A 26,432-nucleotide genomic window follows, 5' to 3' on the forward strand; every position below is an offset into this window, starting at 1 on the left:
TAACACGTTTGCACGGCCCGCATCGCAGGAGAAGCGTTGTTTGGGGTGATCCGTATGGTCACTGGACATGGAAACAAACTCCTCCTTGGTGTAAGATTTTTCTTTCAGCCCCGTTATCATACTACGCCGGGCCGGATTTTTCAACCCCTTTTACAGTTTTTTTACCGGATTATTGCTCTATTGCACAAAGAAGAGCTTACTTCTTATACTTTCCATACCATGCCACCGACACCCGCCAGGACACAGCATACAGGGCCAGTACCGCCAGCAGAAGCACTGCGGCCAGCCAGAGGGGCACAGGAAGCGGCCCACTTCCCGTGCCGTTCTGCTGCAGTTCATCCATCACGGCACCGCCGCCGCCCAGCAGGGCACCCAGTCCGACAAAGGTCAGGATATAGATCATGCTGGCTTTTTCTGCCCCAAAGCGGTACAGCAGCGGCAGAGAAATACCGTTGATCAGCAGGATGGCACACACACTGCCCGCCAGCAGGGACAGCACATCCTTGTCCGGGGCCGTTCCGGTACGCAGCGGGATCACCGTTACGAACAGTCCTCCGATCACAACAGCCGCCGCAGCACAGAACAGACCGATGAGGTACTTTTCCGCTACCAGCGTCTTTTTGCTCACCGGAAACGTCCGGCCATACTCCACCCAACCGACACTCTGGTCGTAGGCAAGCAGGTTTATCGGCAAGATGCCCAGAAAAACGGCCGCATAACTCACCGGGAACACATAGGCGCTCGATGTGCTGAACACCCAGATCACCAGCACAAATGCAACCGTCAGGTACATGGCTTTCATACTGGTTCTGACCTGATACCAATCCTTCAACAGCAAACCTTTCATCGCACATTCTCCCCTTTCACCATCAAAACGAACAGTTCTTCGATACTCACCGGTGTCAGGGTGCTGCCCAACGGGACAAGTTCCCTTTTCACCAGTGCCTCGGCCCCGTAGGCTGTCACCCGATGGCTGACGATGGCGTTTTTATCCAGCTCCTCCAATTGCCCGGCAGTGCCGTGCCAAAGAGCGTACTCATCCCGCAGAGTGTCCTTGTCCTCACAGAGCAGGAGCTTCCCCTTGTGCAGAAAGGCAATGGTGTCACAGAGCTTTTCCAAATCGCTGACGATGTGAGACGAGATCAAAATTGCATGGTTCTCATCCCGCACAAAGTCCAGCAGCAGATCGATGAGCTCATCCCGCACCACCGGGTCCAGGCCGCTGGTGGCTTCGTCCAACAGCAGCAGCTTGGGGTGATGAGAAAGTGCCACGGCAAGGCACTGCTTCATCTTCATGCCGGTGGAGTAGTCGCCGTACTTCTTGTTCTCCGGCAGGTCAAAGCGGCGGCACCAGTCGGCGTAGGCGGCGGCATCCCAATTGGGATAGATGCCCGCCATCACTTTACCCACCTGCGGCGCGGTCAGGCAGGTGGGGATGCCCTCGCCGCCCATCACCACACCGATATCGGCCTTGGCAAGCGGAGTGATTTCCTCCTGCCCGAACAGCCTCACAGTGCCAGCGTCCCCGTCGATCATGTCCAGGATCAGCTTAATGGTCGTGCTCTTGCCCGCGCCGTTCTCACCGATCAGCCCGCAGACTGTGCCGCCGGGCAGTTCCAGATCAATGGGCCCCAGCGCAAAATCCGGGTAGTGCTTTTCAAGGCCGTGCAGTTCTAATGCGTTCATGGTTCATTCCTCCCACAGTAATTCCAACATTTCGGTCAGTTCCTGTTTGGTCAGCCCGCAGGGTGCCGCCAGCCGGACGGCTTCCGTCAGGTGTGCTTCGATTTTTTTCAGGTTCTCTTCCCGGAGCAGCTCGGTGTTCTTCGCCGCCACGAAAAAGCCTTTGGCGGGCACCGCATACAAAAAACCCTCCTGTTCCAGCTCATCGTAGGCCCGCTTGGTGGTGATAACGCTGATGCGCAGATCCCGCGCCAGCCCCCGGATGGACGGCATAGCTTCCTCCGGCTGCAGTTCCCCGCTCAAAATCTGGTTCTTGATCTGGGTGTAGAGCTGCTCGTAGATGGGTGCACCGCTCTTGTTATCGATGAAGAGATTCATGTCTGCCGCCTCCGTTGCATCTGTATATTTACAGTATATACAGTAGATACACGGTTGTCAATAGGCAGATACAAAAAAGCAGCTTTCCCGTTGGACGGGAAAGCTGCTTTTTTCATCGGATCAGGCTCTGACTGTGGGGCGGCTTAGTAAGCCACGCCCCAGTAGACCATCTTGCTGGCGGGCTTGCCGCAGCAGGGGCAGACATCGCTGATGTGCTCCTGCTCAAAGGGCATGCAGCGGCTGGACAGGCCAGCCTCTTCCTTCATCTTCATCTCGCAGGCCAGGTCGCCGCACCACATGGTCTTGATGTAGCCGGTGTTGGCCTTGGCCAGCTCCTTGACTTCCTCCATGGTGGTGGCTGCCCAGGTGCGCTTCTCGCGGTTGGCGAGGGCACGCTCGTACAGGTCCTTGCGCAGGGCCTCCAGCTGGGCCGGGATCGCGGTCTCCAGCTCGTCCAGGCTCACGAAGATCTTTTCACGGGTGTCGCGGCGGACCAGCACGCACTGGTTCTTTTCCAGATCCTTGGGGCCGATCTCCAGGCGCAGGGGAACGCCCTTCATCTCCCACTGGGAGAACTTCCAGCCGGGGGCGTTGTCGCTGTCGTCCAGCTTGACGCGGGCATACTTGCTGATCTTCTCAGCCAGCTCGGCGGCCTTCTCGGAAACGCCGGGCTTGTGGGCGGCGATGGGCACGACCACGACCTGGATGGGGGCCACTGCCGGGGGCAGGATCAGGCCGTCGTCATCGCCGTGGGTCATGATGATGGCACCCACCAGACGGGTGGAAACGCCCCAGCTGGTCTGGAACGGGTGATGCAGCTGGTTGTCGCGGCCGGTAAAGGTCACGTCGTAAGCCTTGCTGAACTTATCGCCGAAGTAATGGCTGGTGCCGCTCTGCAGGGCCTTGCCGTCCTTCATCATGGCTTCGATGGTATAGGTAGCCTCGGCACCGGCAAACTTCTCCTTATCGGTCTTGCGGCCCTTGACAACAGGGATGGCCAGATCCTGCTCGCAGACATCCGCATAGCAGTTCAGCTGCTGCTGGGTCTCAGCCTCGGCCTCGGCGGCAGTCTCGTGGATGGTGTGGCCTTCCTGCCACCAGAACTCACGGCTGCGCAGGAAGGGACGGGTGGTCTTTTCCCAGCGCACCACGCTGCACCACTGGTTGTACTTCATGGGCAGCTCACGGTAGCTGTGCAGCACGCGGGACCAGTGGTCGCAGAACATGGTCTCGCTGGTGGGACGCACCGCCAGGCGCTCTTCCAGCTTGTCGGAGCCGCCCATCGTGACCCACGCCACCTCCGGCGCGAAGCCATTGACCAGCTCGCCTTCCTTCTGCAGCAGGCTCTCGGGGATCAGCACGGGCATGGCCACGTTCTCGTGGCCGGTTGCCTTGAACCGGGCATCCATGTCCTTCTGGATCAGCTCCCAGATGGCCTGACCATAGGGGCGCAGGATGATGAAGCCCTTGACACTGGAGTACTCCACCAGCTCTGCCTTGACGCAGATGTCGGTGTACCACTGTGCAAAGTTCTCTTCCTGGCTGGTGATCGCCTGCACAAGCTTCTTGTTGTCTTTTGCCATTTTGTTATATCCTCCTAAGCCGTGCGCCAAACGCCTGTGTTCCAGCCGTTCCGCACGAGCTCATATTAAAAGCCCCGCTGCAGCGCCGCCGTGTGCAGCGCTGCGGGTGCGGGGCCTTTTTGCAAAACTGTTATCAGCCCTTGTGGCTGTCCACAAATTCCACCACGTCGCCCACGGTGCGCAGATTCTCGATGGCATCGTCCGGCACCTCAACGCCAAACTCATCCTCCAGCGTCATCACCATGTCCACGATATCCAGGCTGTCGGCCTCGAAATCACTCATAATGTCGCTCTCCATCGTGATCTTAGCAGGGTCAATATCCAGCTGCTCTGCCAGCAGTGCACGGATCTTTTCAAAAGTATCCATCGTCGCGGTCTCCTTTTGTCAATGATTCTTTCTTCTCTGCCTGCACGCCCTCTCCGGCGCGCAAAAGCACTCTCTCTTTTTATATCCCATGGGCCGTATCTTGTCAAGCCCTGTTTTGCATTCCGGCCCTTTACGGGCAGAAAAAACCGATGAAAATTGCACAAAGCCCTCTTTTTTGCTTGACAGAAGCCCGTTTGATTCTTATGATTATATGTGACGAACCAAACCTCTCAGCCATGCTGCATCAGCATGGCCGCAGAGGTCCCGCCTGTAAAGGAGAATGCTCCATGAAATTGTCATTTACCAAGATGCAGGGCTGTGCCAATGATTACATCTATCTGGACTGCCGTGCATCCGGTGTGCCCGCAGACATTGCCGCACTTGCACAGCGGCTCTCTGCCCGGCATTTTTCCGTGGGTGCGGACGGCATCATCTGCATCTGCACCCCTGTGACCCCCGGGGCCGATGGCCGGATGCGCATTTTCAACGCGGACGGCAGCGAGGCCCAGATGTGCGGCAACGGCGTGCGCTGTGTGGCCGAGTGGCTCTACACCCACGGGGTGGAAAAGCCTGTCGTGACCATCGACACCAACAGCGGTGTCAAGCGCATCACCCGGCAGGGCGCACAGCTGTGGCAGGTGGAGATGGGCGCTTACAGCACCCTGCCGGCCGACCTGCCTGCCATCCACATGGGCGAAGGCCCGCTGGTGGATCAGCCGCTCACCGTAGAGGGAAAAGTGTGGAAGGTGACCTGCATCAGCGTGGGCAACCCCCACTGCGTGACCGTAGTGGAGGATGTGGACAGCCTGAAGCTGGAAGCCATCGGCCCGGCATTCGAGCATCACGCCAACTTCCCGGAGCGCATCAACACCGAATTCGTGCAGGTGGTGGATGCCGCCCACCTGAAGATGCGGGTGTGGGAACGCGGCAGCGGCGAGACCTGGGCCTGCGGCACCGGCACCTGCGCCACCGTGGCGGCCCTGACCGAGCTGGGCATCTGCCCCGCCGGACAGGATATCCATGTGCAGCTGCGCGGCGGTGAGCTGGTCATCCGGGTGCTGCCCGGCAGGCAGCTGCTGATGACCGGCAGCGCTGTCACGGTGTACGAGGGAGTTGCGGAAGTTTAACATAACCTCTCAGGCGCTTTGCGCCAGCTCCCCTGGCAGGGGAGCCAAGTTCACACGGGCGTTGGCTTGCCTCTCCTATTAGGGGAGGTGGCATCGCGTCAGCGATGACGGAGAGGTTCAATCTTATAAAGTGAGGGAACAACCTATGAAAATGAATCATCATTACGGCGAGCTGAAGGCAAGCTACCTGTTCGTGGACATTGCCCACAAGGTGGCCGCCTATCAGGAAGCACACCCCGAAAAGGAGATCATCCGCCTGGGCATCGGCGATGTGACCCAGCCTCTGGCAAAGTGCGTGGTCACCGCCATGCAGGATGCCGCCGCTGAGATGGGCACCAAGGAGGGCTTCCACGGCTACGGCCCCGAGCAGGGCTATCCGTTCCTGAAGCAGGCCATTCAGGGCTACTACGCAGGCCGCGGCACCCAGCTGGCTGAGGACGAGATCTTTATCTCCGACGGTGCCAAGAGCGACTTGGCCAACGTGCTGGGCCTGTTTGATGTGGACAACACCGTTCTGGTCCCGGACCCCGTTTACCCCACCTATGTGGACGACAACGTGACCGACGGCCGCAAGATCATTTACGGCCGCACCAGCCAGGAGAACGGCTTCCTGGGGATGCCCGATGACAGCGTGAAGGCTGACATCATCTACATCTGCAGCCCCAACAACCCCACCGGTGCCGCCTACACCCGCGAGCAGCTCAAGGCCTGGGTGGACTACGCCAAAAAGAACAACGCCGTTATCCTGTACGATGCCGCCTACGAGTGCTTCATCACCGATCCCGCTCTGGCACGCAGCATCTTTGAGGTGGAGGGTGCCCGCGAGTGCGCCATTGAGATCTGCTCCTTCTCCAAGATCGCAGGCTTCACCGGCACCCGCTGCGGCTACACCATCGTGCCCCACGAGCTGGAGCGCGAGGGCATGAACCTGAACAAGCTGTGGCTGCGCCGCCAGACCACCAAGTTCAACGGCGTGCCCTACGTCGTTCAGCGCGCTGCTGCCGCCGTGTTCACCGAGAGCGGCATGGCTGAGATCCAGGCCAACCTCGATTACTACCGCCAGAACGCCAAGGTCATTGCTGACGCGCTGGACGAGTGCGGCGTGTGGTACTGCGGCGGCAAGAACAGCCCCTACATCTGGCTGCGCTGCCCCGGCGGCATGAAGAGCTGGGAGTTCTTCGACTGGCTGCTGGAGAACTGCGGCGTGGTCGGCACCCCGGGTGTCGGCTTCGGCGAGTGCGGCGAGGGCTACTTCCGCCTGACCGCCTTCGGCGATGCCGAAAAGACCAAGGTCGCCGCCCAGCGCATCAAGGCCGCCATCCAGACTCTGTAATCTTACACAAGCAAAAAGGCGATGCAGTTTCGAACAGCTGCATCGCCTTTTTCTTTTATTTCCGGCCCGTCAGCCGGTTGAGCAGCATCACTGCCAGAACAATGATACCGATGACAAGGATGATGCCGACCATCCCGATCAGCATCATCGGCAGCGTGGTCATCCACGAAGTAAGATGAAGCATGCGATCACCTCCGTTAAGCCATCAGGGTCAGGATCAGGCCGCCTGCAATGACGGACGCGATCTGTCCCGAAACATTGACGCTGATGGAATACATCAGCAGGAAATTCTGGTTGTCCTCTTCCAGGCCCATCTTGTTGACCACACGGCCGCTCATGGGGAAGGCCGAGATGCCGGCCGCGCCGATCATGGGATTCAGCTTTTTGCCCTCCGGCCGGAAAAGGTTCAGCAGCTTTGCAAACAGCACGCCGCCTGCCGTATCAAAGACGAAGGCCACCAGACCCAGTGCAAGGATGAGCAGGGTGTCGGGCCGCACGAACTTGTCGGCGGTCATCTGCCCGGCAACGGTCAGGCCCAGCACGATGGTGATGAGGTTTGCCAGCACATTCTGGGCGGTTTCGCTCAGCGCATTCAGCACCCCGCACTCCCGCAGCAGGTTGCCGAACATCAAAAAGCCCACCAGCGCCACACTGGCCGGAGCCACCATGCCTGCAATGATCGTGACCACGATGGGGAACAGGATCTTGGTCAGCTGGGAAACACTGCCCTTTTCATAGGACATCCGGATGCGGCGCTCCTTCTGCGTGGTCAGCAGCCGGATCACGGGCGGCTGCACGATGGGCACCAGCGCCATGTAGCTGTAGGCCGCCACCATGATGGCACCGAGGTACTGGGAGTTGAGCGTGTTGGCCACGAAAATGGCGGTGGGGCCGTCCGCCGCACCGATGACAGCGATGGAGGCAGCATCCTTCAGGTCAAAGAAGAAGCCCGCCAGAAACAGGGTAAAGAAGATGCCGAACTGGGCCGCCGCGCCAAAGAGCATCAGCCACGGCTTTTCCAGCAGCGGGCCAAAATCGATCATGGCACCGATGCCGATGAAGAGCAGCAGCGGGAACAGCTCGTTGGACATGCCCGCTTCAAACAATGCAGAGATGGGGCCCACCGTATCCCCCTGCGTGATGGCACCCGAGAGAGGCAGGTTGACCAGAATGGCACCAAAGCCCATGGGCAGCAGCAGGCTCGGCTCCATCTTTTTGGCGATGGCAAGGTAGATGAGCAGTGCACCGATGCCCCACATTACCACCATCTGCCAGGTCAGATTTCCAAAATTGGAAAAGAGACTGGCGAATGTGTTCAGAAGATCCATATTTATTTTTCCTCCTTGTGTTCCGGTGCCGGGCAAGAAAAAAGAGACCCCTGCCACAGCACTCTGTCTGTGACAAAAGTCTCAAGCCAACACATGACATCGGGCATTTCTGCCGTGATGACGCTGCCATGCAGCACCCCGCAGGCCCTGCGGAATGCCCTTTACTCCCTTTTATCGATTCTAATTAAATCAGAATGCAGTCCCCTCTGTCAAGGGGTTCCTGCATTTCTTTGCCAAACTTTGCTTTCAGCGCTCAAACGTTGTGCTGAGGGTGGTCTCCCAGGACTGGCCGGGGGCAAGGCAGGCGGCAGCGGCGCGCCGGCTCCACTCCTGGGTATCGGTCTGGGCACCGGGCAGGGAGTGCCACGGCTCAATGCAGACAAAGCGCACAGGCTTTGCCGGAGCCGACCAGATGAGGGTGTAGGGGTAGCCCTCCACATTGCAGACGATCCCCTTGCCGGTGTCCTTTTCGTAGATGCCCAGCGTACGGCTGCGCAGACCGGCCATGCAGAAGCTGTCGTTCTCAAACAGATCGTCTGTCAGGGGGATGCTCTGCTCATTCTTCCACCGGTAACCGCACTTGCCGGTCAGCAGACCGTTGGGGTAAGCGTCCAGGATCATCGGGCTCTCCGGCTGGTCGAAGCGGAACTCGTAATCGGTGGTGGTGTGCTTGTCATCAAAGGGGATGCGGAACGCCGGGTGGTAGCCGATGCCGAACTGCAGCTCCTCGGCGGCATCGGCGGGGTTGGTGACGGTCAGGGTGTGGTGCACCGTCCTGCCCTCCAGCCGGAAGGTGCTGGTCAGAACAAAATCAAACGGGAAGCGCTCTGCCTTGCTCTTTTCATCCGAGCGCAGCTCCAGCCGGATGGTGTCGCCCTCGGCGCAGAGCAGGGTGTGCTCCACGTCCCGGGCAAAGCCGTGCTGCCCGCCGGGGTAGGTCTTGCCCTTATGGGTAAAGGCCCCGCCGGTCAGCTTGCCCGTCCAGGGGAAAAGGATGGGGGCGTGGCGCTTCCAGACAGCCGGGTCGGCCTGCCAGAGCATCTCCTGCCCGGCGGCATTTTTCAGGCTGACTGCTTCGGCACCATGGGTATCCACGGTCAGGGTCAGGAATTCGTTGTGAATGGTTGCCTGCATGATTCATCTCTCCTTTTTATCTGTTGACGATGTGCTCGCCGTTTCCTTCCAGCCAGGTGCGCAGGTTCCGGGTGGTAATGTCCATCAGGTTCTGCAAAGCCTCCCGGGTCGTCCACGCAATGTGCGGTGTGAGGATAGCGTGGGGTTCTGCCCGCAGGGGGCTTTCCTGAGGCAGAGGCTCGGTGACAAAGGCATCGGCCCCGTAAAAGCCCAGCTGGCCGCTGTGGAGAGCCGCTGCCACGGCCTCCTCATCCACCAGCGCGCCCCGGGCCGTGTTGAGCAGAATGGCCCCGGGCTTCATCTTCGCCAGCGCCTCCGCGTTGACAAGGCCCCGGGTCTGGGGTGTAGCCGGGCAGTGCAGGCTGAGGATATCGCACCGCCTCAGCAGGGTATCATAATCTACGAACTCCACACCGTCGGCGGCATATTCGGGCCGGACGGTGCGGGTGCAGACCAGCACCTCCATGCCAAAGGCTCTGGCAATGCGGGCTGACTGCCGCCCGATGCTGCCATAGCCGTAAACGCCATAGGTCTTGCCGTAGAGCTCCATCTGGGGCAGCAGGCCGATGCTCTCCGGGATATCCAGCTGCCAGCATCCCTGCTTGACGGCACGGTTGTAGCGCTCCGCGCACTGGCAGATGGCCAGCAGCAGGCTGAAGGTCATCTGGGCCACGCTGTAGGTAGAATAGCCCGGCACATTGGCCACTGCAACGCCGTGGCGGCGGCAGGCTTCCAGATCCAGGTTGTCGGTGCCCGTGGCAATGATGCCCACCCATTTCAGGTTCGGGCACTGCTGTAAGATCTCCTCATCCATGCGGCACTTGTTCAGCAGAACGATGTCCGCATCACCGATGCGGGGGGCGATCTCCTCGTAGGTCGTGCGGACATAACTGACGGTATCGGGCACCAGCGCCTTTACCCCCGACCAGTCGAGGTCGCCTTCCTCCATGACATAGCTTTCCAGAATGACAGCTTTCATCTCAGTCCTCCAACAATACGTCCTCGCTCAGCACCTGACCGATGGGCTTTACAATGCACAGGTCGGCCTGCGCATCGGCCCCGGTGGGCTGCATGTTGATGACCACCAGATGGCGGCCCCGGAAGTACCGGATAAGCCCCGCCGCCGGGTAGACCACCAGACTGGTGCCGCCGATGATGAGAGTATCCGCCTTGCGGATGGCAGACACGGCCCCGGAGAGCACTTCCTCGTCCAGCCCTTCCTCGTACAGAACGACATCCGGCTTGACGATGCCGCCGCACTTGGGGCAGCGGGGCACGCCGGTGCTGTTGGCAATGAAGTCCACATCGTAGAACGCGCCGCACTTCACGCAGTAGTTGCGCAGGGTGCTGCCGTGGAGCTCGTAAACGGTCTTGGAACCTGCCGCCTGATGCAGGCCGTCGATGTTCTGGGTGACGATGGCCTTCAGCCTGCCCTCCCGCTCCAGCTTTGCCAGCCGCAGGTGGGCAGCGTTGGGCTTTGCCCCCTTCACAATGAGCTTATCCCGGTAGAACCGGTAGAACTCCTCGGGGTTCTCCTCCCAGAAGGTGTGGCTCAGGATGGTCTCGGGCGGGTAATCGTACTTCTGGTGGTACAGGCCGTCCACGCTGCGGAAATCGGGGATGCCGCTTTCGGTGGAGACCCCCGCGCCGCCAAAAAAGACGATGCGGTCGCTCTCGGCAATGATTTTTTCCAGTGCAGGAACCATAAAAGAAACGCTTCCTTTCCGGCAGATCGTTGTGTTTTGGATAGCTCCAGTATAACACAAATCCAGCGGAAAGGAAGCGTTTCTTTTTTGATGGGATCGTCCCCTTGCTCAGCGCCCGTTTTCGGCAAACAGGGTCCCCAGTGCATCCAGCAGATCATGCGGGAGCATCCCGGTTTCCCCGTGCAGGGCAGCAGCACGGTCGGCAGCCGCACCATGGAGATAAACGGCGCAGGCCGCAGCTTCAAAGGCAGGCAGGCCGCAGGCCAGCAGGGCACTGGTCATGCCCGCCAGCACATCCCCGCTGCCGCCCCGGGAAAGCCCCGGGTTGCCGGTGGGATTGACCGCGCAGCGGCCATCCGGCCCTGCAATGACGGTGTGCGCCCCCTTCAGCACCACCACAGCATTCCATGCTTTCGCGAATTGAATTGCGATTTCTTTTCTATCCATTGAAATTTCAGAAGAGGAAAGTCTCGTCAGCCGGGCCATCTCGCCGGGGTGGGGCGTTAAAATCAGTTCTCCTTGAGGGTGAGGCATTTTTTCCGTTTGGAGCAGGTCAGCGGCGGCGTTCAGGCCGTCCGCATCCAGCACTGCACTGCCGGAAAAACCGGGCAGGAGCGTTTTTACCAGCGCCCGGGTCTCGGCAGCACGGGCCGCGCTCTGGGCCGTATAACCCAGCCCGGGGCCAACCAACAGGACCGAAGCCCTCTGCCGCCGGATATGCTCAATATTTTGGGGCGAGATGCCACCCTCTGCCCCCGCTTCGCAGGGGCAGAGACAGCACTCGGGCAGGCGGGCGGCCACAGCCGCCAGCACCGGCTCCACACTTGCCAGCGTAACGATACCGGCTCCGGTGCGCAGGGCACCTTCCACGGCCAGCGCCGCCGCGCCCCGGTAGGACGCACTGCCCGCCACCGCCAGCACGGAACCAAAGGTTCCTTTATGCGCGTCCCGGGGGCGGGGCTGGATGGCCTGCCAGACAAAATCGGAAGTTATTGTCATTTTATCACGCACCCTTTCATACAACCTCTCAGTCGGGCTTGCGGCTCAACCCCCCAGTCGCCTGCGGCGACAGCCCCCACTAGTAGGGGGGCCCTTGGCATGGCGTAAAGCTCGTCCTCTTTGCCAAGGCCGCCCCTATTAGGGCAACAACGACGACCGCCGCCAGTGGCGGAAACAGGGAGGAGTTGTTGGGGCGAACCCCCCAGTCGCCTGCGGCGACAGCCCCCACTAGTAGGGGGGCCCTTGGCATTTCGTAAAACTCGCCCTCTTTGCCAAGGCCGCCCCTATTAGGGGCGGTGGCATCCCGCAGGGATGACGGTGGGGTTTAATCCGTTCCCTGCAAATACCTCCGGATCTCCTTCTCTGCCTCCTGCACCTCTTCATGGAACATGCGGGCAGAGACACGGAGGGCACCATGGCCCAGGATGATGACCTGTTCCATGCCATCGGAGGTGGCCACGCGGACGCGGCGGCCCTTGCCGATCTCATGGGTGACACGCTCGATGAACATATCGGCGGTCTCGGCTTCCCGGGTGTAGACCACATGGATATTGTGGTACTGCTCTATGCTGCCGGGGCTGCCCGGCACACGGTAGGCATCAAACACAAGGATGAGCACGCACTTCTTAAAGCCCTGATAGTTGCAGAGGATGTCCATCAGCCTGTGGCGGGCCGCTTCCAGGCTCTCTTTGGAGAGTGCGTTCAGCTCGTCCCATGCAAAGATGATGTTGTAGCCATCCACCAGCAGGTATTCGGGCTGGATCTCCCACTGCTCGGCGTTGAAATCAGGGCGTTCCCGCTTCTGGGTGGGGCGGAACGCCGCCAGCGGATCCCGCTTAATGGGCCCATAGGTCTGCTCAAAGATCTTCAACAGCTCGGCATCCTCTTCCAAAGTAGCACGATAGGCGGCCATCCGGCGGGGACGGGCCTGCACCGTTTCCTCGGTCTTTGCAGTCTTGCCCCAGCCGCTGTCCACATGCATGTGGCTGCGCACCTGCTCCCAGGGCACCACAAATCCGGCTCCGTGGGCGCAGAACACCGAATCCGCCGGGTTGTCGAGGTCGTGTTCCGGCTCATAGCCCGCGGCCTCGATGACCTCCGCTGCATTGTGGCAGGGACGGTAGCCGTCCAGCGTCAGGGTCAGGTGTCCCCTGCCCCGGGTGTAGCCCACCACCTCCATGGGGTAGCTGCGCATGGTGGAGGCTGGTGCCGTGCCGGTGAGCAGGGTGGTATCCCCGTCAGCGCCGGTCTCGGGCGGGTCAAAGCTGCCGCCCATGTTCTGGATATCGTTCATGGCGCGGCCCACGTTGTCAGAGGGCAGCTCCAGCCGGAAGGCATACCACGGCTCCAGCAGCTGGGTCTTGTGGATCTGGTCTGCCATCATCAGGCCCTGCCGGACGGCGCGGTAGGTCGCCTGCCGGAAGTCGCCGCCCTCGGTGTGCTTGAGGTGGGCGCGGCCCGCAATGAGGGTGATCTTCACATCGGTCAGAGGTGCCCCGATGAGCACGCCCAGATGCTGCTTTTCCTCAAGATGCGTCAGCACCAGCCGCTGCCAGTTCTTGTCCAGCACCTCTTCCCGGCAGTCGGCGGCAAACTGCATTCCGCTGCCCCGGGGCAGCGGCTCCAGCTTGAGGTGGACTTCCGCATAGTGGCGCAGGGGCTCGTAGTGGCCCACGCCCTCCATGGCTTCGGTGATGGTCTCCTTATACAGGATGCCGCCGGGACCGAAGCTGACCTCCAGCCCGTACCGCTCGGCCAGCAGGCTTTTCAGCACCTCCAGCTGGATCTCGCCCATCAGCTGGACATGGATCTCGCCCAGGGTCTCGTTCCAGACCACATGGAGCTGGGGCTCCTCCTCTTCCAGCCGATGGAGCTTTCCCAGCGCGGCGTGCACATCCGCGCCCTCGGGCAGCAGCACCTGATAGCTCAGAACCGGCTCCAGCACCGGCAGGTCACTGTCCCGTTCCGCCCCCAGACCCTCGCCCGGGCGGGCTCTGGTCAGGCCGGTAACAGCGCACACCTGGCCGGGGCCGATGCACTCCGCCAGCGTAAACTTTGCGCCGGAGTAGAGCCGCAGCTGGTTGGCCTTTTCGGCCCATGGCTCCCCGTCGGCTTCTCCGGTGAGCTGGGCTTTCACCTTGAGCGCGCCGCCGGTCACCCGCAGCCAGGTCAGGCGGTTTCCCTGCTCATCCTGGCTCACCTTGAACACCTTGGCCCCGAAGGCTTCCAGCGCGGGGGCCGGGCGGGTATAGCGGTCAAGGCCCTCTACCAGCGCATCCACACCCTGCAGCTTCAGGGCTGAGCCAAACCAGCAGGGAAACACATGCCGCCGGGCAATGGCGGGGATGAGGTCGGTATCGGTCAGGATTCCCCGGTCCAGCATTGTCTCCATCAGCCGCTCATCGCAGAGAGCCAGCGCCTCGTCCCGGTCAGCCTGCTCTGCCCCAAAATCCACAAAGCCATCCCCCAGCCGACGGTTCAGCTGGGTCAGAAGCGCTTCCCTGCCCGGGCCGGGCAGGTCCATCTTGTTCACGAACACAAAGGTGGGGATGCGGTACCGCCGCAGCAGCCGCCAGAGCGTCTCGGTATGGCTCTGCACGCCGTCGGTGCCGCTGATGACCAGCACCGCATAATCCAGCACCTGCAGTGTCCGCTCGGTCTCCGTGGAAAAATCCACATGGCCCGGGGTGTCCAGCAGGGTAAAATCGGTATTGCCCGCCGTGAAGAGGGCCTGCTTGGAGAAAATGGTAATGCCGCGCGCCTTTTCCAGCGCATCGGTGTCCAGAAAAGCATCCTTATGGTCCACCCGGCCCAGCTTGCGGATGGTGCCGGTGCCGTAGAGCAGGGCCTCGGAAAGGGTGGTCTTGCCGCTGTCCACATGGGCCAGAATGCCGATGACCAGCTGCTTGTGCTCTTGTTCCATGCCGCGGCCCCCTTACAGCACGCTGGCGATCAGCGCAGCAGCAACCAGCGGCAGGCCCAGCACCAGATTGGAGAGCAGGCTGCAATAGGTGCGCTCCTCGGGTTCCAGCTCCTCAAAGGAGACGATCTTCTCATCCGCATAGTCGATGATGGAGCGGGTGGAATGGACCTTTTTCTGCCGCTTGCCCATCCCCTTGAATTCCTCCAGCAGATGGTGGATGGTCACGCCATCCAGCCGCAGGTAGTCCACCCAGGCCCAGATGAGCAGCACCACGCCGCACAGAAAGCCCGGGGCCTCCCAGATGGTAAACGTGCCATCGCTGACATAGCGCTGCCACAGCAGCATCAGCACGGCCACAATGGAGGTGCGGGTCACGGTCTTATATAAAATGGGGTGGAACATGTAGCGTTTGTACATCGAGGTCAGTTTCTTCATGGTGCGCTCCTTATTGATACAGATACACTTTATTGTATCATGTTTTTGTGAAAAAAGATAGCTGTTTTGTGCGCACGGCGTGAACAGTTTCTCTCTTTTGCCTGTCCTTCATAGATATACAGTTCTTTCCATTTTATAGTAATTTTTTCCATATTCTTTTCCCACGAAAGTGTTTGTCACCGTTTTGTTTCCAATTCAGTGCTGCGGCGGATTGACTTCTTTCCAGTAAAGTGCTAAAATATACAGCGGTGCGACTTTTGTCTTTCCTGTGCACTTTTTGGAAAGGCAGACAGCCTCACTGCATTTAGGAAAAGGAAAAACGCGCGGCTCTGTCCGCGCAAGATCTGGGAGGATCATCCAATGAGCTTCAATTTTGATCGCCGCACCTTCCTGAAGGGTGCAGGTGCTGTGGGTGCCGCCAGCCTGCTGGCAGCCTGCGGCGAAAAGTCCAACAACACCGGCAATGGCGCTGCCGCCAGCGGTGCTGCTGCCCCCAACTCCACCGGCGCTACCCCCCTGAAGGAGTTCATCTCCTTTGAGAGCGGCAACCGTGAGCTGGAAAGCTGGAACATGCTGTACAGCCAGAGGGCTGAGGATGCCAACGTGGTCACCAACCTGTGGGACGGCCTGCTGAGCTTTGACTGCTACGGCAAGGTGGTGCCCGCCATCGCTTCCAGCTGGGAGCACAATGAGGATGCCACCGTCTGGACCTTCCACCTGCGGGACGACGTGGACTGGGTGGATTGCAACGGTGAGGTGAAGGCTCACCTGACCAGCAAGGACTTCCTGGTTGGCTTTGAATGGGTGATGAACGCCATCAAGAACGAGGCCAACAACACCTCCATGCCCAACGACACCATTGTGGGTGCTTACGAGTACTACCAGCTGACCAAGGAAGCCGGTGACGCTGCCGCTGACATGACCTATGAGGACATGCTCGCTGCCGGTGTGGGCATCGAAGCTCCGGATGATTACACTCTGGTGTTCACCTGCCCCAACGCCTGCCCCTACTTTGATACCGTTGCTGCCTACACCAGCTTCTACCCCGTGGCTCCCGCTCTGATCGAGGAGCTGGGTATCGATGGCTTCCGTGGCTGCGACAACACCACCATGTGGTACAACGGACCCTATATGGTGGAGGAGTACATCCAGGGCAACACCAAGAGCTACATCCCCAACCCCAACTACTACGATGCTGCCAACGTCAGCCGCTTTGAGCGTTTCACTGTCACCATGATCAGCGACGGTGCCATCAGCCTGCAGCTGTATCAGAACCGCGAGCTGGACGAGGTGGATCTGGGCGAGAGCAGCATCACCACCATTCAGTCCGACCCTTCCAACGAGTACAATCAGCAGCTGTGCGAGAAGCGTGCCAAGAAGTTCAGCTACTGCTTCATCTTCAACTACGACAAAATGAACACCGATGGCACCCCCGATGAGAACTGGAACAAGGCCATTGCCAACAAGGCGTTCCGTCAGTGCTTCTCCAAGGGCATGGTGCTGAACAAGTTCTTCGCCCGTTATAACCCCATCAATCCCCTGAAGTGTGAGAACGACTTCTTCACCATGAAGGGCCTGTGCTACACCTCTGACGGCACCGACTACACCAACCTGGTGGCCAAGGAGATGGGTCTGGACGGCGAGGCTTACGATGGCAAGACCATGAAGCGTCTGCGCGCCAACAACGGCGACATCACCGAGCTGAAGAAGCAGGCCATGGAAGAGCTGAGCGCCATTGGTGTCACCTTCCCTGTCCACTGCTCCTACTACATTCTGGCCGGCTCCACCTCCGCTCTGGACCACGCCACCGTCCTGAAGCAGTGCTTCACCGACAGCTTCGGCGATGACTTCATCGTGCTGGATGTCAACACCTTCGTGTCCTCCACCATGAAGGAAGTCGTGGCTCCCAAGCTGCAGAGCTTCACCCACATGGGCTGGGGCGCTGACTTCGGTGATCCCATCAACTTCCTGACCCAGATCATCATTCACGATGAAAACGCTTACTACAGCTGCAACATGACCAACATTGCAAGCATTGTGAACAATGGTCCCGCCAGCTACCAGACCGAGCTGGTGGCTGCCTATGAGAAGTTCACCGATCTGGTGAACGAGGCCCGTGCCATTGTTGACGACACCGATGCACGCTACGCAGCATTTGCCAAGGCCGAGGCCTACTTCCTGGACGAGAACCTGATCTTCCCCACCGTCTACGATATCACCTGGTGCCTGACCCACGCCAACGAGTACAGCAAGATCAACGCAATGTATGGTCCCTGCAACTACAAGGCTGTGAACTGGGAGACCAGCGAGGAGGCCTACACCACCGAACAGTACGATGCGTTTGCCGCTGCATTTGACGCAGCCGCTCAGGCCTGATCGAGTGGACCAATAACCAATCGCAAAAGCAGAACCGGACGTTTTTAAAGCGTCCGGTTCTTTTTTCTCTCCATGGCAGCACAAAACCCCGCCGCGCGGGAAAGCTCCCAGCGCGGCGGGGTCATTGTGTTAAAATACAGGAAAGCGGTTCAGCTTACAGCTGGCTTTCATACTCCTTGCGGTAGCCTTCCAGCTCACGCTGGTTGCCATACACAAAGTGGCCGTTTGCGATTTCTTCCCAGACCGGCTTGTCCACGCTGTAATCGTGGATCGAGGGGTCATAGACCAGCAGCTTCTTGTGCTTTTCAAGGCTGGGGTCAGGGATGGGAACCGCGCTCAGCAGAGCTTTGGTGTAGGGATGCAGCGGATGGAGGAACAGCTCCTCCGCCTCAGCCAGCTCCACGATGCGGCCCTTGCTGATAACGGCGATACGATCCGAGATGAACCGGACCACCGACAGGTCATGTGCAATGAACAGGTAGGTCAGGCCGCGGCTCTTCTTCATCTCGTTCAGCAGGTTCAGCACCTGTGCACGGATGGAGACATCCAGTGCGGAGATGGGCTCATCGGCCACGATGAACTCCGGCTCCATGACCAGAGCACGGGCAATGCCGATGCGCTGGCGCTGGCCGCCCGAGAACTCGTGGGGGAAGCGGGAGGCAAACTCCGGCAGCAGGCCGACTTCATGCAGGGCGTTCATCACCTTTTCGTGCAGATCTTCCTGATCCTTGTAGAGATGATGGTTCAGCAGGCCCTCGGCAATGATATACTCCACCTTGGCGCGCTCGTTCAGCGAAGCCATGGGGTCCTGGAAGATCATCTGGATCTTACGGATGACCTCTTTGTCCAGTTCCTTGGAGATCTTGCCGTTGATCTTCTGGCCCTTGAAGAAGATGTCGCCGCCGGAGGTCGGGTTGATGCGGCAGATGGCACGGCCAATGGTGGTCTTGCCGGAGCCGGACTCGCCGACCAGCGAGAAGGTCTCGCCCTTATAGATGTCAAAGTTGACATGATCGACAGCAACAAATTTCTTCTTACCGGAGCCAAAGGTGATCTGAAGGTCTTTCAGCTCAATCAGCTTTTCGCGTTCAGCCATTTAAGTTGGCGCCTCCCATCTTTCCCATTTTCTCACGCAGGTTCTGGATGGAGTGCGGCCGCTCGATCTTGGGAGCGCGCGGGTCCAGATACCATGTCTTTGCGGCGTGGGTCTCGGACACCTGGAAGAACGGAGGCTCTTGCACAAAGTCGATTGCCAGCGCATGCTTGTTGCGGGGCGCAAATGCGTCACCCTTGATCTCATTGAACAGGTTCGGGGGAGTACCATCCACGCTGGGCAGGGCCTCACCCTTGGTGCCCAGCTGCGGCAGAGCCTGCAGCAGAGCCCAGGTGTAGGGGTGCCATGCGTCGTAAAAGATTTCCTCCACGGTGCCGTATTCCACGATCTGGCCGGCATACATCACGGCCACACGGTCTGCCACGTTTGCCACAACGCCCAGGTCATGGGTGATGTAGATAACGGACATGCCCAGCTCCTTCTGCAGGTCGCGGATCAGCTGCAGGATCTGTGCCTGAATGGTCACGTCCAGTGCAGTGGTGGGCTCGTCGCAGATCAGGATCTGCGGGCGGCAGGCCGCTGCAATGGCAATGACGACACGCTGACGCATACCGCCGGAGAACTCGTGGGGGTACTGCTCGTACCGACGCTCGGGGTCGGGGATACCCACCTTGCCCAGCATCTCGATGGCAGCCTTTTTGGCTTCCTCACCCTTCAGACCCTGGTGATGCTCAATGCTCTCCTGGATCTGCTTGCCGATCTTCTTCAGCGGGTTCAGGCTGGTCATAGGATCCTGCATGACCATGGCGATCTTCTTGCCGCGGACACCCAGCCAATCCTTCTCGGTGAACTTGGTCATATCGCGGCCTTCAAACATGATGGAGCCGCCGGTGATCTTACCGTTGGCATCCAGCATACCCACAAAGGTCTTGGTGAATACGGACTTGCCCGAGCCGGACTCGCCCACGATGGCAAGGGTCTCGCCTTCGTACAGATCCAGCGAGCACTTGCGGATGGCGTTCAGCTTGCGGCCGCGCAGGCTGAAAGTGATCTCCACGTCTTTGGCAGAGATAATCGGTTGTCTATCCATTTACGTCTCTCTCTCCAATCTATCAAACGTGGTTGCGCGGATCAGCCGCATCCGACAAAGCGTTGCCCATGATATAGAAAGAAATGGAAATGATGGACACGATGGATGCAGGGAAAACCAGCAGGTACGGATAATCCAGGAAGAAGCCGCGCACCTTGCTCAGGATCAGGCCCAGAGAAGGCGTGTCGATGCCCAGGCCCAGGCCCAGGTAGGACAGCGTGGATTCCAGATTGATGGTGCCCGGAATGGACAGTGCCATACGCAGGATGATAACGGAGACCAGATACGGCAGGATATTCTTGGTCAGCACGCGCCACAGCGGGGTGCCCAGGCAGCGGGACGCAAGGTTGTACTCGCGGTCACGGAACATGAACACCATGTTGCGGACACGGCGTGCCATGGAAAGCCAGTTGATGGCGATCATGGAGATGGCCATGATCCAGAAGCTCTGGCCCACCATCAGGGCGATCAGGGTCATATAGATGATATAGGGCACGTTGTCGATCAGGTTGTACAGCTCCGTGAAGAAGCGGTCCAGGCTGCGCACATAGCCCCAGATCAGGCCGAAGATCACGCCCACGATGCTCTCGCCCACGGCGACCACCAGAGCCAGACGGATGGACACCTGGGTGGCGTACCACACCTGGCACCAGTAGTCACGGCCCAGGTTGTCGGTACCGAACCAGTACTCACTGTTGGGCCTGATGAAAGCCTTGCTGGAATCAGAGACCAGGCTGGTGAAGTGATACTTGCCAACGCTCAGCGCAATGAAGGAGAACACCGTCAGCGCCAGGAACAGGATCAGGCAGAAGACAGCGACCTTCTGCTTGAAGAAGTTCTGGATGACAGAACCCCAGTAGGAATAGTTGGAGTAGCCGATGCGTTCAGCTTCTTCCGGGGAATAATCCACAAAGTAGAACAGTTCTTCGGGCTTCTTGCCCTCAAAATCCGATGCCTTAGCCATCAGCGAGCCTCCTCCTTTCCGGTCAGAGTAATACGGGGGTCAACCACCATCATCAGCACATCGCCCAGGAACACGCCCACGATGCCCAGCACGGCGTAGAGGATGACCAGGGTCTGAACGACATTCAGGTCATAGCGCTGGATGGCATCCGTCAGCAGGGGGCCCATGCCGGGAACGGAGAAGAACCGTTCCATCAGCGCAGGGAGCCGCCCACCGTCAGCAGGATGGACTGGGGGATATACTGCACCATGGGGACCATGGCGTTGCGCAGAACATGCTTGAACATGATCTCGCGGGAGCTCAGGCCCTTGACACGGGCCAGCTTGATATAGTCGCGGGTCAGCTCATCCACCATGTAGCGGCGGGTCCACAGGGCATAGCCTGCAATGGATGCCAGCGAAAGGCAGGTGATGGGCAGCACGCTGGAAGCACTCACATTGCGGGTGGAATACAGCGTGGGGAATCCCAGGTACTTGGAACCAAAGACCAGCACCAGAGAATACGACACCAGCGACGGGACCGCGTTGACGAACACGGTGTAGGCCGTGCCGATCCAGTCGAATACCTTGTCCTTGAATGCCGCCTGCAGGATGCCCATCAGCACACCGACCACCAGAGAGATGGCGGACGCCGTGAGGCCCAGACGCATGGAGACACCAAACTTTTTACCAATGACCTTGACCACCGGGGCACCGTTCTGGATGCGGCGGGAAGTGCCGAAATCCAGATGCAGCAGGTTGTTATAGAACTTGACCAGCTGGGTGGGGATGGGATCGGTCAGGCCAGCTGCTTCCAGAGCGGCGGTCTTCTGCTGATCGGTAAACTTCATGAGCTGTTCCTCAGTGAAGTAGTAGTCCGTCGGCAGGCAGCGCATCATCAGGAAAACTGCTGTTGCGATCAGAAAGATTGTGACAAGCGACTGGAGCAGCCGCTTAACCGTGTATTTTAACATGTTATCGAACCCTTAACTTTTATTTCTACCCTTTCGGGCGGGGAAACGGGGAACTTAAGCCTTGGTAGCTGCGTCGAATGCAGCGGCGAACTCCTCGTACTGTGCGGTGGTGTAAGCCTCTTCGCTGGTCTCCCAGTTGACAGCCTTGTAGTTGCAGGGACCATACATAGCGTTGATCTTGCTGTACTCGTTGGCGTGGGTCAGAGTCCAGGAAACTTCGAAGTAGCAGGGGCAGGCCAGAACGTTGTTCAGCATGCTGGCCTCAGCCTTTGCGAAGGCAGCGTAGCGGGCATCGGTATCATCGACGATGGCCTTTGCGGTATTGACCAGATCAGTGAACTCCTCGTAGCAGGCCACCAGATCCTTCTGCCAGTCAGCGGGGCCGGCCTCGACGACCTTGGCGATGTTGGAGTAGTACCAGCTGTAGTAAGCGTTATCGTCGTGCAGGATCTCCTGACCAACGAAGTTGACGGGATCGCCGTAGTCAGCGCCCCAGCCGTTGATGACGAAGCTCTGCAGCTGAGGATTACGGACTTCCTGGGTGATGGAGGAGACGAAAGTCTTGATGTCCAGCACGATGAAGTCATCGCCGAAGCTGTCGGTGAAGCACTGCTTCAGGACAGTAGCGTTATCCAGATCGGAGGTGGAACCGGCGATGATGTAGTAAGCAGCGTGGACAGGGAAGGTGACGCCGATGGCGCTCAGCTCGTCCATGGCCTGCTTCTTCAGGTCAGCGATGTCGCCGTTGTTGGCGCGCAGACGGATCATGGTCTTGCCATCGTATGCTTCCTTGTCGAAGCCCATCTCCTTGGCAACCAGGGTGGAGTACTCCTGGCCCTGGGTGTTGTAGCAGACACCGGGCATGGTGTAGTAGTCGTTCTCGCACTTCAGGGGGTTGATCTTGTTGGTACGTGCATACCAGTTGGTCATCTCCAGGCCCTTGTAGAAGCACTGACGGAAAGCAGTGTTGGCAATGGCCTTGTTCCAGTTGTCGTCGGGGGTGCCGTCCTCGTTGTTCTTCTGATAGTTGAAGTGCATCTGGTAGCTGAACTTCTTGGGGCGCTTCTCGCACAGCTGCTGATTGTACTCGCTGTTGGGATCAGCCTGGATGGTGGTCAGGGTGCTCTCGCCCACATCCATCTCGTCCAGCTCACGGTTCTGGTACAGCTGGAAGGTAACAGTTTGGTCGCTGATCATGGTAACGGTGAAGCGGTCGAAGCGGGACACATCGTTTGCACCAAAGTAGTTGGGGTTGGGGATGTAGCTCTTGGTGTTCTGGCTGATGAACTCCTCCACCACATAGGGACCATTGTACCACATGTTGGTGTAGTCGCAGGCACGGAAGCCCTCAACGCCCAGCTCGTTGATCAGATCCTCAGAGGCAGGGTAGAAGCTGGTGTAGGCAGCAACGGTATCGAAGTAGGGGCAGGGATCCTTGCAGGTGAAGACCAGGGTGTAGTCATCCGGAGCCTCAACGCCCACGCCTGCGTCCAGCATATCCTGGTAGGTCAGGTCGGCAGCAGCATCGCCCATATCGCTGGTCTTCTGATAGTAATCAGCAGCACCGGTCAGGGTCTCGTTGGGCATGGAGGTGTTGTTGGCCTGGTTCTTGGCTGCGTTCAGCACCCACTCCAGACCCACGAGGAAGTCCTTGCTGGTCAGGTGAGCCTTGACTTCGCCGTTGACATCCACCCAGTCCACATCGTCACGGAGGTTGAAGGTCCAAACGGAAGAGTCCTCATTGTGGCTCCACTCCTTGGCCACGGAAGGCACGGCCTTGCCGTAGCAGTCAAAGCTCAGCAGGCCTTCCCACAGGTTGGTGGTGACATTCATGTCGGAAGCCATCTGACTGTACAGCATGTTCCAGCTCTCCAGCTCACGTTTGGTGCTCTCCCAGGAGATAAACTCCTTCAGCGGGGTAGCGCCAGTGGTGTTGGGAGCGCTGGTAGCACCAGAGGAAGCAGCGGTGGAGCTGCTGCCAGAGTTGCCGCCGCAGGCGGCCAGAATGCCGGCGGCACCAACGACACCGGAAGCCTTCAGAAAGCTGCGGCGGCTGATTGCATGAGACTCGTAGTTGTTGTTCATTGTGTTTTCCTCCCTATAATAATTCCGTGCTTCAGTGCATGGTGCAGGGCGGGATGTCCTGCTGTTTTCCCACTATTCTGCGGAGGTTTTTTGAATCCTGTATTGCCAGGGAATACAAAAGAGCGCAGAAACAGACCCCTCTGTCTGCACCTGTGCTCCTCCCGCAAAACCTTAACACGTCATATATTGTACCATTGAAATAAAAAGATGTCAATGGAGCACACACAGCTTTTTCTTCAAAAAGCAAAGTCTGCTACACAAAAACGATGAAATATATTTGCTTTTGCATGGTAAAGCGTGCAGGAAATTTAACAGACAATGCTGCGGACAAAACAACCGGAATTGTTCTTGTCAAAAGGACACCGTATTTTCTGCTTTATATTCTAAAAGAGCAGGCGCTCCACGCTTTGCGAAGAGCCCCTGCTTTTGGAAAACCGAATTATTAAAACAAGTCACCGTGCCAGTGCGCTCTGGATCTTTGCAAAATCCTCCAGCGTCAGGGCCTCAGGACGGATGCGGGCATCGAAACCGGCGGCTTCAATGGCAGCGGTCACGGCATCCTTGGGCATCCCCAGGCCGCTGGCAATGGCATTGGCGGCAGTTTTGCGCCGCTGGCCAAAGGCCGCGCGGACAAGGGCAAAGTAGCTCGCCTCATCCTCCACCTGCACGGCGGGGGTGGGGCGGATCTCCATCCGCACCACAGCGCTGGTCACCTTGGGGGCCGGGTAAAAGCTGCCCGGGGCGGCGGTGAACATCATCTTAGAGGTCGCGTAATAGCTCACCGCACAGCTGATGGCGCTGGAGGCCCGGGTACCCGGGGCAGCGGCCAGACGATCGGCAGCTTCCTTCTGCACCATCACAGTCAGGCTCTCGATGGGCAGGCGATCACCCAGCAGCTTCATCACAATGGGGCTTGTAATATAGTAGGGCAGGTTGGCGCAGACCGCCACCGGCATCCCGGGGAACTCCTGCGCGATCAGGGCTTTCAGGTCTACCTTGAGCACATCCTGCAGGACCAGCTTGAAATTGTCCACACCGGCCATGGTCTCGGCCAGCAGGGGCGGCAGACGCTCGTCCACCTCGATGGAGACCACCTTTGCCGCCCGCTTTGCCAGCTCTCGGGTCAGCACGCCGATGCCGGGGCCGATCTCGAGCACGCCGTAGCGCTTGTCCACACCGCTGGCATCCACGATCTTGGGGGGAAGGCCTGGGTTGACGATGAAGTTCTGGCCAAAGCCCTTGGAAAGGGCAAAATCATATTTTTCGCACAGGGCGCGCACATAAGACAGGTCGGTCAGTTCGGGCATGGCTCTATCCTTTCTTTTCCAAAATAACCCTCTCAGTCTCGCTTCGCTCGCCAGCTCCCCCAAAGGGGGAGCTTTTGACAAAACCGCAAACTTTGCATGAATTGCCAAGACCTCGCCCTTCGGGAGAGGTGGCAGCGCGTCAGCGCTGACGGAGAGGGTTGTTCTCTTATTCTTGACTACTGGATGCAGTGCTCTCCCCTGCTGCTTCACTTTCGGCGGGCGCGGTCTCTGCCGGGGTGCTCCCGGCAGATGCAGCCTCAGCGTCCCCTTCCGCCACGCTCTCAGCGGCGGCGCTGTCGGCAGCTTCACTGGAAGCCGCCTCGTTGACACCGCTCACGGTGGTGGTGCCGCTCATCTGCTGGGCAGTGCTCACGGCACGCTGGATCTGGGGATCGTTCTCCACAGTGTAATCATAGTATGCGATCTGCTCGTCCGCAGTCAGGGGGCGCTCCACATCCACGGTCAGGCCGGTGCCGTCAAAGCAGCTGCCGTCGCCGCAGACCAGCTTTGCCACGGTGACCACCACAGCACTGCCATCGGACAGGCGCTGGGGGCTGCTCTGGATGGTGCCCTTGCCCTGCGTGGTGGTGCCCACCAGACGGGCACCATTCAGGGTGCGCAGGCTGCTGGCAAAGAGCTCCGCCGCGCTGGCAGTGCTTCCGTTGACCAGGCAGACCACGGGCAGGCCGATCTGGGACTCGCTGGTGCTGGTGCCCAGCAGGGTCTGGGTGCCGTTCTTGTCCTCAGCAAAGGCCAGCGTGCCCTCCGGGGCGATCAGGTCGATGCACTGGATGGCATCGTCCAGCAGGCCGCCGCCGTTATCGCGCAGGTCAAACACCAGGCTGCCCGCGCCGTTGGCGCTCAGGCTGCGGATGGCGTAATCCAGCTCGCTGGGGGTGGTGGAATCAAACTGGCGGATCCGGATGTAGCCCACATTGCCCTGCACCATCTGGTAATCCACGGTGGTGGAGCTGTAGCCGGAGTGGGTCAGGTCAGCGGTGTGCTCGGCGGCCTCGCTGTCCAGCCAGGTCACATTGACGGTGGTGCCGCTCTCGCCGCGCAGGCGGGTCTGGATGGCATCCACGCTGCTCATGCTCTTGACATCGGTGCCGTCCACAGCGGTGATGTAGTTTCCGACCTGAATGCCGGCCTCCTTGGCGGGGGATTCATCGTAGACCTTGATAACCTTGGCATAGCCGGACTGATCCACAGCCAGCTCCACGCCAATGCCGATCAGGGTGCCGTTCTGGGTGTTCATCAGCTCCGTATAGGCGGTGGCGCTGAAATAGCGGGCGTACTTGTCGCCGGTGCCCAGCAGGTAGCCAGCCGTCAGGCGGTCGTAGAGGGTGGTCTCATCAATGGGATAGTAATCGTTGCTGCGGACATAGCGGTCCACCTCAGCGATCTTGTTGTACATGCTTTCCTTTTCCTTCACGCTGGAAACGGTGCGGTCAAACAGGCGCATCGCCACCAGCATGGTAATGGAAAAGGTAACGGTCATGGCCAGGATGACAATGCTGACCGCCATGCCGACCGATATCTTACGGTTCATCTTCTTCCCTCCTCTGTCAGACCAGCAGCATCATAACCACGCTGCCCAGCATGGAA

24 protein-coding genes are annotated in these 26,432 nt (G+C 59.3%); 3 read left to right on the top strand and 21 right to left on the bottom strand.

The window, feature by feature from the left end; all coding sequences use genetic code 11:
* Positions 1-196: 196 nt before the first annotated feature.
* The 5 genes from D3F01_RS02530 to acpP all read right to left on the bottom strand — a co-directional run bounded on the left by D3F01_RS02530 (position 197) and on the right by acpP (position 4,011).
* Positions 197-847, bottom strand: coding sequence for an ABC-2 transporter permease (locus tag D3F01_RS02530; RefSeq protein ID WP_117505198.1), 651 nt, complete (start codon positions 845-847; stop codon positions 197-199).
* Complete coding sequence (locus D3F01_RS02535) at positions 844-1,686, bottom strand: ABC transporter ATP-binding protein (protein ID WP_242885836.1); 843 nt, start codon at positions 1,684-1,686, stop codon at positions 844-846. Before D3F01_RS02535 ends, D3F01_RS02530 begins: the two co-directional genes overlap by 4 nt.
* 3 nt (positions 1,687-1,689) lie before the next feature.
* Positions 1,690-2,061 (bottom strand): GntR family transcriptional regulator, encoded by a 372-nt coding sequence (locus D3F01_RS02540; protein ID WP_005932304.1) that lies wholly within the window; start codon positions 2,059-2,061, stop codon positions 1,690-1,692.
* A 143-nt stretch (positions 2,062-2,204) separates the two neighbouring features.
* The gene (proS, locus tag D3F01_RS02545) at positions 2,205-3,644 is read right to left on the bottom strand and encodes a proline--tRNA ligase (protein WP_005932298.1); all 1,440 of its coding nucleotides are present in this window, start codon (positions 3,642-3,644) and stop codon (positions 2,205-2,207) included.
* Between the two features lie 133 nt (positions 3,645-3,777).
* On the bottom strand, positions 3,778-4,011 hold the full coding sequence (acpP, locus tag D3F01_RS02550) for an acyl carrier protein (protein WP_242885838.1): 234 nt from the start codon (positions 4,009-4,011) through the stop codon (positions 3,778-3,780).
* A 287-nt stretch (positions 4,012-4,298) separates the two neighbouring features.
* Between acpP and dapF the strand changes: the two genes are divergently transcribed.
* Both dapF and D3F01_RS02560 read left to right on the top strand, forming a co-directional pair.
* A complete protein-coding gene (dapF, locus tag D3F01_RS02555) occupies positions 4,299-5,138 on the top strand; it encodes a diaminopimelate epimerase (protein ID WP_242885840.1) in 840 nt (279 codons plus the stop codon).
* A gap of 145 nt (positions 5,139-5,283) precedes the next feature.
* Positions 5,284-6,471: an LL-diaminopimelate aminotransferase gene (locus tag D3F01_RS02560; protein ID WP_097770617.1), complete on the top strand. Its 1,188-nt coding sequence runs from the start codon at positions 5,284-5,286 to the stop codon at positions 6,469-6,471.
* Between the two features lie 55 nt (positions 6,472-6,526).
* On the opposite strand, the gene D3F01_RS02565 is transcribed toward D3F01_RS02560, so the two are convergent.
* From D3F01_RS02565 to D3F01_RS02600, 8 genes are all read right to left on the bottom strand, one after another.
* A complete protein-coding gene (locus D3F01_RS02565; RefSeq protein ID WP_097770616.1) occupies positions 6,527-6,655 on the bottom strand; it encodes an oxaloacetate decarboxylase in 129 nt (42 codons plus the stop codon).
* Between the two features lie 13 nt (positions 6,656-6,668).
* Positions 6,669-7,799, bottom strand: coding sequence for a sodium ion-translocating decarboxylase subunit beta (locus tag D3F01_RS02570; RefSeq protein ID WP_097770615.1), 1,131 nt, complete (start codon positions 7,797-7,799; stop codon positions 6,669-6,671).
* A gap of 246 nt (positions 7,800-8,045) precedes the next feature.
* Positions 8,046-8,933 carry an aldose 1-epimerase family protein gene (locus tag D3F01_RS02575; protein ID WP_242885842.1) on the bottom strand — a complete coding sequence of 296 codons (888 nt, stop codon included), beginning with the start codon at positions 8,931-8,933 and terminating at the stop codon, positions 8,046-8,048.
* A gap of 16 nt (positions 8,934-8,949) precedes the next feature.
* Positions 8,950-9,912, bottom strand: coding sequence for a D-2-hydroxyacid dehydrogenase (locus D3F01_RS02580; RefSeq protein WP_117505206.1), 963 nt, complete (start codon positions 9,910-9,912; stop codon positions 8,950-8,952).
* Position 9,913: 1 nt separating this feature from the next.
* A complete protein-coding gene (locus D3F01_RS02585) occupies positions 9,914-10,639 on the bottom strand; it encodes an NAD-dependent protein deacylase (RefSeq protein WP_242885844.1) in 726 nt (241 codons plus the stop codon).
* A 108-nt stretch (positions 10,640-10,747) separates the two neighbouring features.
* Positions 10,748-11,638 (bottom strand): NAD(P)H-hydrate dehydratase, encoded by an 891-nt coding sequence (locus D3F01_RS02590; protein ID WP_242885846.1) that lies wholly within the window; start codon positions 11,636-11,638, stop codon positions 10,748-10,750.
* Between the two features lie 325 nt (positions 11,639-11,963).
* A complete protein-coding gene (locus tag D3F01_RS02595) occupies positions 11,964-14,561 on the bottom strand; it encodes a TetM/TetW/TetO/TetS family tetracycline resistance ribosomal protection protein (RefSeq protein ID WP_242885847.1) in 2,598 nt (865 codons plus the stop codon).
* Between the two features lie 12 nt (positions 14,562-14,573).
* Positions 14,574-14,996: a hypothetical protein gene (locus D3F01_RS02600; protein WP_156075011.1), complete on the bottom strand. Its 423-nt coding sequence runs from the start codon at positions 14,994-14,996 to the stop codon at positions 14,574-14,576.
* A gap of 360 nt (positions 14,997-15,356) precedes the next feature.
* On the opposite strand from D3F01_RS02600, the gene D3F01_RS02605 reads away from it, so the two are divergent.
* A complete protein-coding gene (locus tag D3F01_RS02605; protein ID WP_242885849.1) occupies positions 15,357-17,372 on the top strand; it encodes an ABC transporter substrate-binding protein in 2,016 nt (671 codons plus the stop codon).
* A gap of 154 nt (positions 17,373-17,526) precedes the next feature.
* Here the strand turns inward: D3F01_RS02605 and D3F01_RS02610 are convergent, their stop codons facing one another.
* From D3F01_RS02610 to D3F01_RS02640, 8 genes are all read right to left on the bottom strand, one after another.
* Positions 17,527-18,468, bottom strand: a complete 942-nt coding sequence (locus D3F01_RS02610; protein WP_005932252.1) for an ATP-binding cassette domain-containing protein — start codon at positions 18,466-18,468, stop codon at positions 17,527-17,529.
* Positions 18,461-19,516, bottom strand: coding sequence for an ABC transporter ATP-binding protein (locus tag D3F01_RS02615; RefSeq protein WP_097772386.1), 1,056 nt, complete (start codon positions 19,514-19,516; stop codon positions 18,461-18,463). Before D3F01_RS02615 ends, D3F01_RS02610 begins: the two co-directional genes overlap by 8 nt.
* 22 nt (positions 19,517-19,538) lie before the next feature.
* Positions 19,539-20,480 (bottom strand): ABC transporter permease, encoded by a 942-nt coding sequence (locus D3F01_RS02620; protein WP_156075013.1) that lies wholly within the window; start codon positions 20,478-20,480, stop codon positions 19,539-19,541.
* The gene (locus D3F01_RS15915) at positions 20,480-20,674 is read right to left on the bottom strand and encodes an ABC transporter permease subunit (RefSeq protein ID WP_278251977.1); all 195 of its coding nucleotides are present in this window, start codon (positions 20,672-20,674) and stop codon (positions 20,480-20,482) included. The genes D3F01_RS02620 and D3F01_RS15915 overlap by 1 nt, the downstream gene beginning before the upstream one ends.
* A complete protein-coding gene (locus D3F01_RS15920) occupies positions 20,674-21,432 on the bottom strand; it encodes an ABC transporter permease (RefSeq protein WP_278251978.1) in 759 nt (252 codons plus the stop codon). Before D3F01_RS15920 ends, D3F01_RS15915 begins: the two co-directional genes overlap by 1 nt.
* Positions 21,433-21,486: 54 nt before the next feature.
* Positions 21,487-23,517 (bottom strand): ABC transporter substrate-binding protein, encoded by a 2,031-nt coding sequence (locus tag D3F01_RS02630; RefSeq protein ID WP_242885851.1) that lies wholly within the window; start codon positions 23,515-23,517, stop codon positions 21,487-21,489.
* 452 nt (positions 23,518-23,969) lie between these two features.
* Entirely contained in the window at positions 23,970-24,824 is an 855-nt protein-coding gene (gene rsmA, locus D3F01_RS02635; RefSeq protein WP_242885853.1) for a 16S rRNA (adenine(1518)-N(6)/adenine(1519)-N(6))-dimethyltransferase RsmA, read from the bottom strand.
* A 166-nt stretch (positions 24,825-24,990) separates the two neighbouring features.
* The gene (locus D3F01_RS02640) at positions 24,991-26,376 is read right to left on the bottom strand and encodes a S41 family peptidase (RefSeq protein ID WP_242885855.1); all 1,386 of its coding nucleotides are present in this window, start codon (positions 26,374-26,376) and stop codon (positions 24,991-24,993) included.
* Positions 26,377-26,432: the final 56 nt, after the last annotated feature.

The organism is Faecalibacterium sp. BCRC 81149 (assembly GCF_022750605.1).
GTDB classification, from domain to species: domain Bacteria; phylum Bacillota; class Clostridia; order Oscillospirales; family Ruminococcaceae; genus Faecalibacterium; species Faecalibacterium duncaniae.

What these genes read in the sequence shown, in the direction of transcription:
- D3F01_RS02590 (WP_242885846.1), bottom strand. Translation starts at nt 11,638, where the DNA reads ATGACAATAACTTCCGATTTTGTCTGGCAGGCCATCCAGCCCCGCCCC.
- D3F01_RS02530 (WP_117505198.1), bottom strand. Translation starts at nt 847, where the DNA reads ATGAAAGGTTTGCTGTTGAAGGATTGGTATCAGGTCAGAACCAGTATG.
- D3F01_RS02535 (WP_242885836.1), bottom strand. Translation starts at nt 1,686, where the DNA reads ATGAACGCATTAGAACTGCACGGCCTTGAAAAGCACTACCCGGATTTT.
- D3F01_RS02600 (WP_156075011.1), bottom strand. Translation starts at nt 14,996, where the DNA reads ATGAAGAAACTGACCTCGATGTACAAACGCTACATGTTCCACCCCATT.
- rsmA (WP_242885853.1), bottom strand. Translation starts at nt 24,824, where the DNA reads ATGCCCGAACTGACCGACCTGTCTTATGTGCGCGCCCTGTGCGAAAAA.
- D3F01_RS02620 (WP_156075013.1), bottom strand. Translation starts at nt 20,480, where the DNA reads ATGGCTAAGGCATCGGATTTTGAGGGCAAGAAGCCCGAAGAACTGTTC.
- D3F01_RS02560 (WP_097770617.1), top strand. Translation starts at nt 5,284, where the DNA reads ATGAAAATGAATCATCATTACGGCGAGCTGAAGGCAAGCTACCTGTTC.
- D3F01_RS02580 (WP_117505206.1), bottom strand. Translation starts at nt 9,912, where the DNA reads ATGAAAGCTGTCATTCTGGAAAGCTATGTCATGGAGGAAGGCGACCTC.
- D3F01_RS02605 (WP_242885849.1), top strand. Translation starts at nt 15,357, where the DNA reads ATGAGCTTCAATTTTGATCGCCGCACCTTCCTGAAGGGTGCAGGTGCT.
- D3F01_RS02595 (WP_242885847.1), bottom strand. Translation starts at nt 14,561, where the DNA reads ATGGAACAAGAGCACAAGCAGCTGGTCATCGGCATTCTGGCCCATGTG.
- D3F01_RS02615 (WP_097772386.1), bottom strand. Translation starts at nt 19,516, where the DNA reads ATGGATAGACAACCGATTATCTCTGCCAAAGACGTGGAGATCACTTTC.
- D3F01_RS02570 (WP_097770615.1), bottom strand. Translation starts at nt 7,799, where the DNA reads ATGGATCTTCTGAACACATTCGCCAGTCTCTTTTCCAATTTTGGAAAT.
- D3F01_RS02575 (WP_242885842.1), bottom strand. Translation starts at nt 8,933, where the DNA reads ATGCAGGCAACCATTCACAACGAATTCCTGACCCTGACCGTGGATACC.
- D3F01_RS15920 (WP_278251978.1), bottom strand. Translation starts at nt 21,432, where the DNA reads ATGTTAAAATACACGGTTAAGCGGCTGCTCCAGTCGCTTGTCACAATC.
- D3F01_RS02585 (WP_242885844.1), bottom strand. Translation starts at nt 10,639, where the DNA reads ATGGTTCCTGCACTGGAAAAAATCATTGCCGAGAGCGACCGCATCGTC.
- D3F01_RS02630 (WP_242885851.1), bottom strand. Translation starts at nt 23,517, where the DNA reads ATGAACAACAACTACGAGTCTCATGCAATCAGCCGCCGCAGCTTTCTG.
- D3F01_RS02640 (WP_242885855.1), bottom strand. Translation starts at nt 26,376, where the DNA reads ATGAACCGTAAGATATCGGTCGGCATGGCGGTCAGCATTGTCATCCTG.
- D3F01_RS02610 (WP_005932252.1), bottom strand. Translation starts at nt 18,468, where the DNA reads ATGGCTGAACGCGAAAAGCTGATTGAGCTGAAAGACCTTCAGATCACC.
- acpP (WP_242885838.1), bottom strand. Translation starts at nt 4,011, where the DNA reads ATGGATACTTTTGAAAAGATCCGTGCACTGCTGGCAGAGCAGCTGGAT.
- D3F01_RS15915 (WP_278251977.1), bottom strand. Translation starts at nt 20,674, where the DNA reads ATGGAACGGTTCTTCTCCGTTCCCGGCATGGGCCCCCTGCTGACGGAT.
- proS (WP_005932298.1), bottom strand. Translation starts at nt 3,644, where the DNA reads ATGGCAAAAGACAACAAGAAGCTTGTGCAGGCGATCACCAGCCAGGAA.
- D3F01_RS02540 (WP_005932304.1), bottom strand. Translation starts at nt 2,061, where the DNA reads ATGAATCTCTTCATCGATAACAAGAGCGGTGCACCCATCTACGAGCAG.
- D3F01_RS02565 (WP_097770616.1), bottom strand. Translation starts at nt 6,655, where the DNA reads ATGCTTCATCTTACTTCGTGGATGACCACGCTGCCGATGATGCTGATC.
- dapF (WP_242885840.1), top strand. Translation starts at nt 4,299, where the DNA reads ATGAAATTGTCATTTACCAAGATGCAGGGCTGTGCCAATGATTACATC.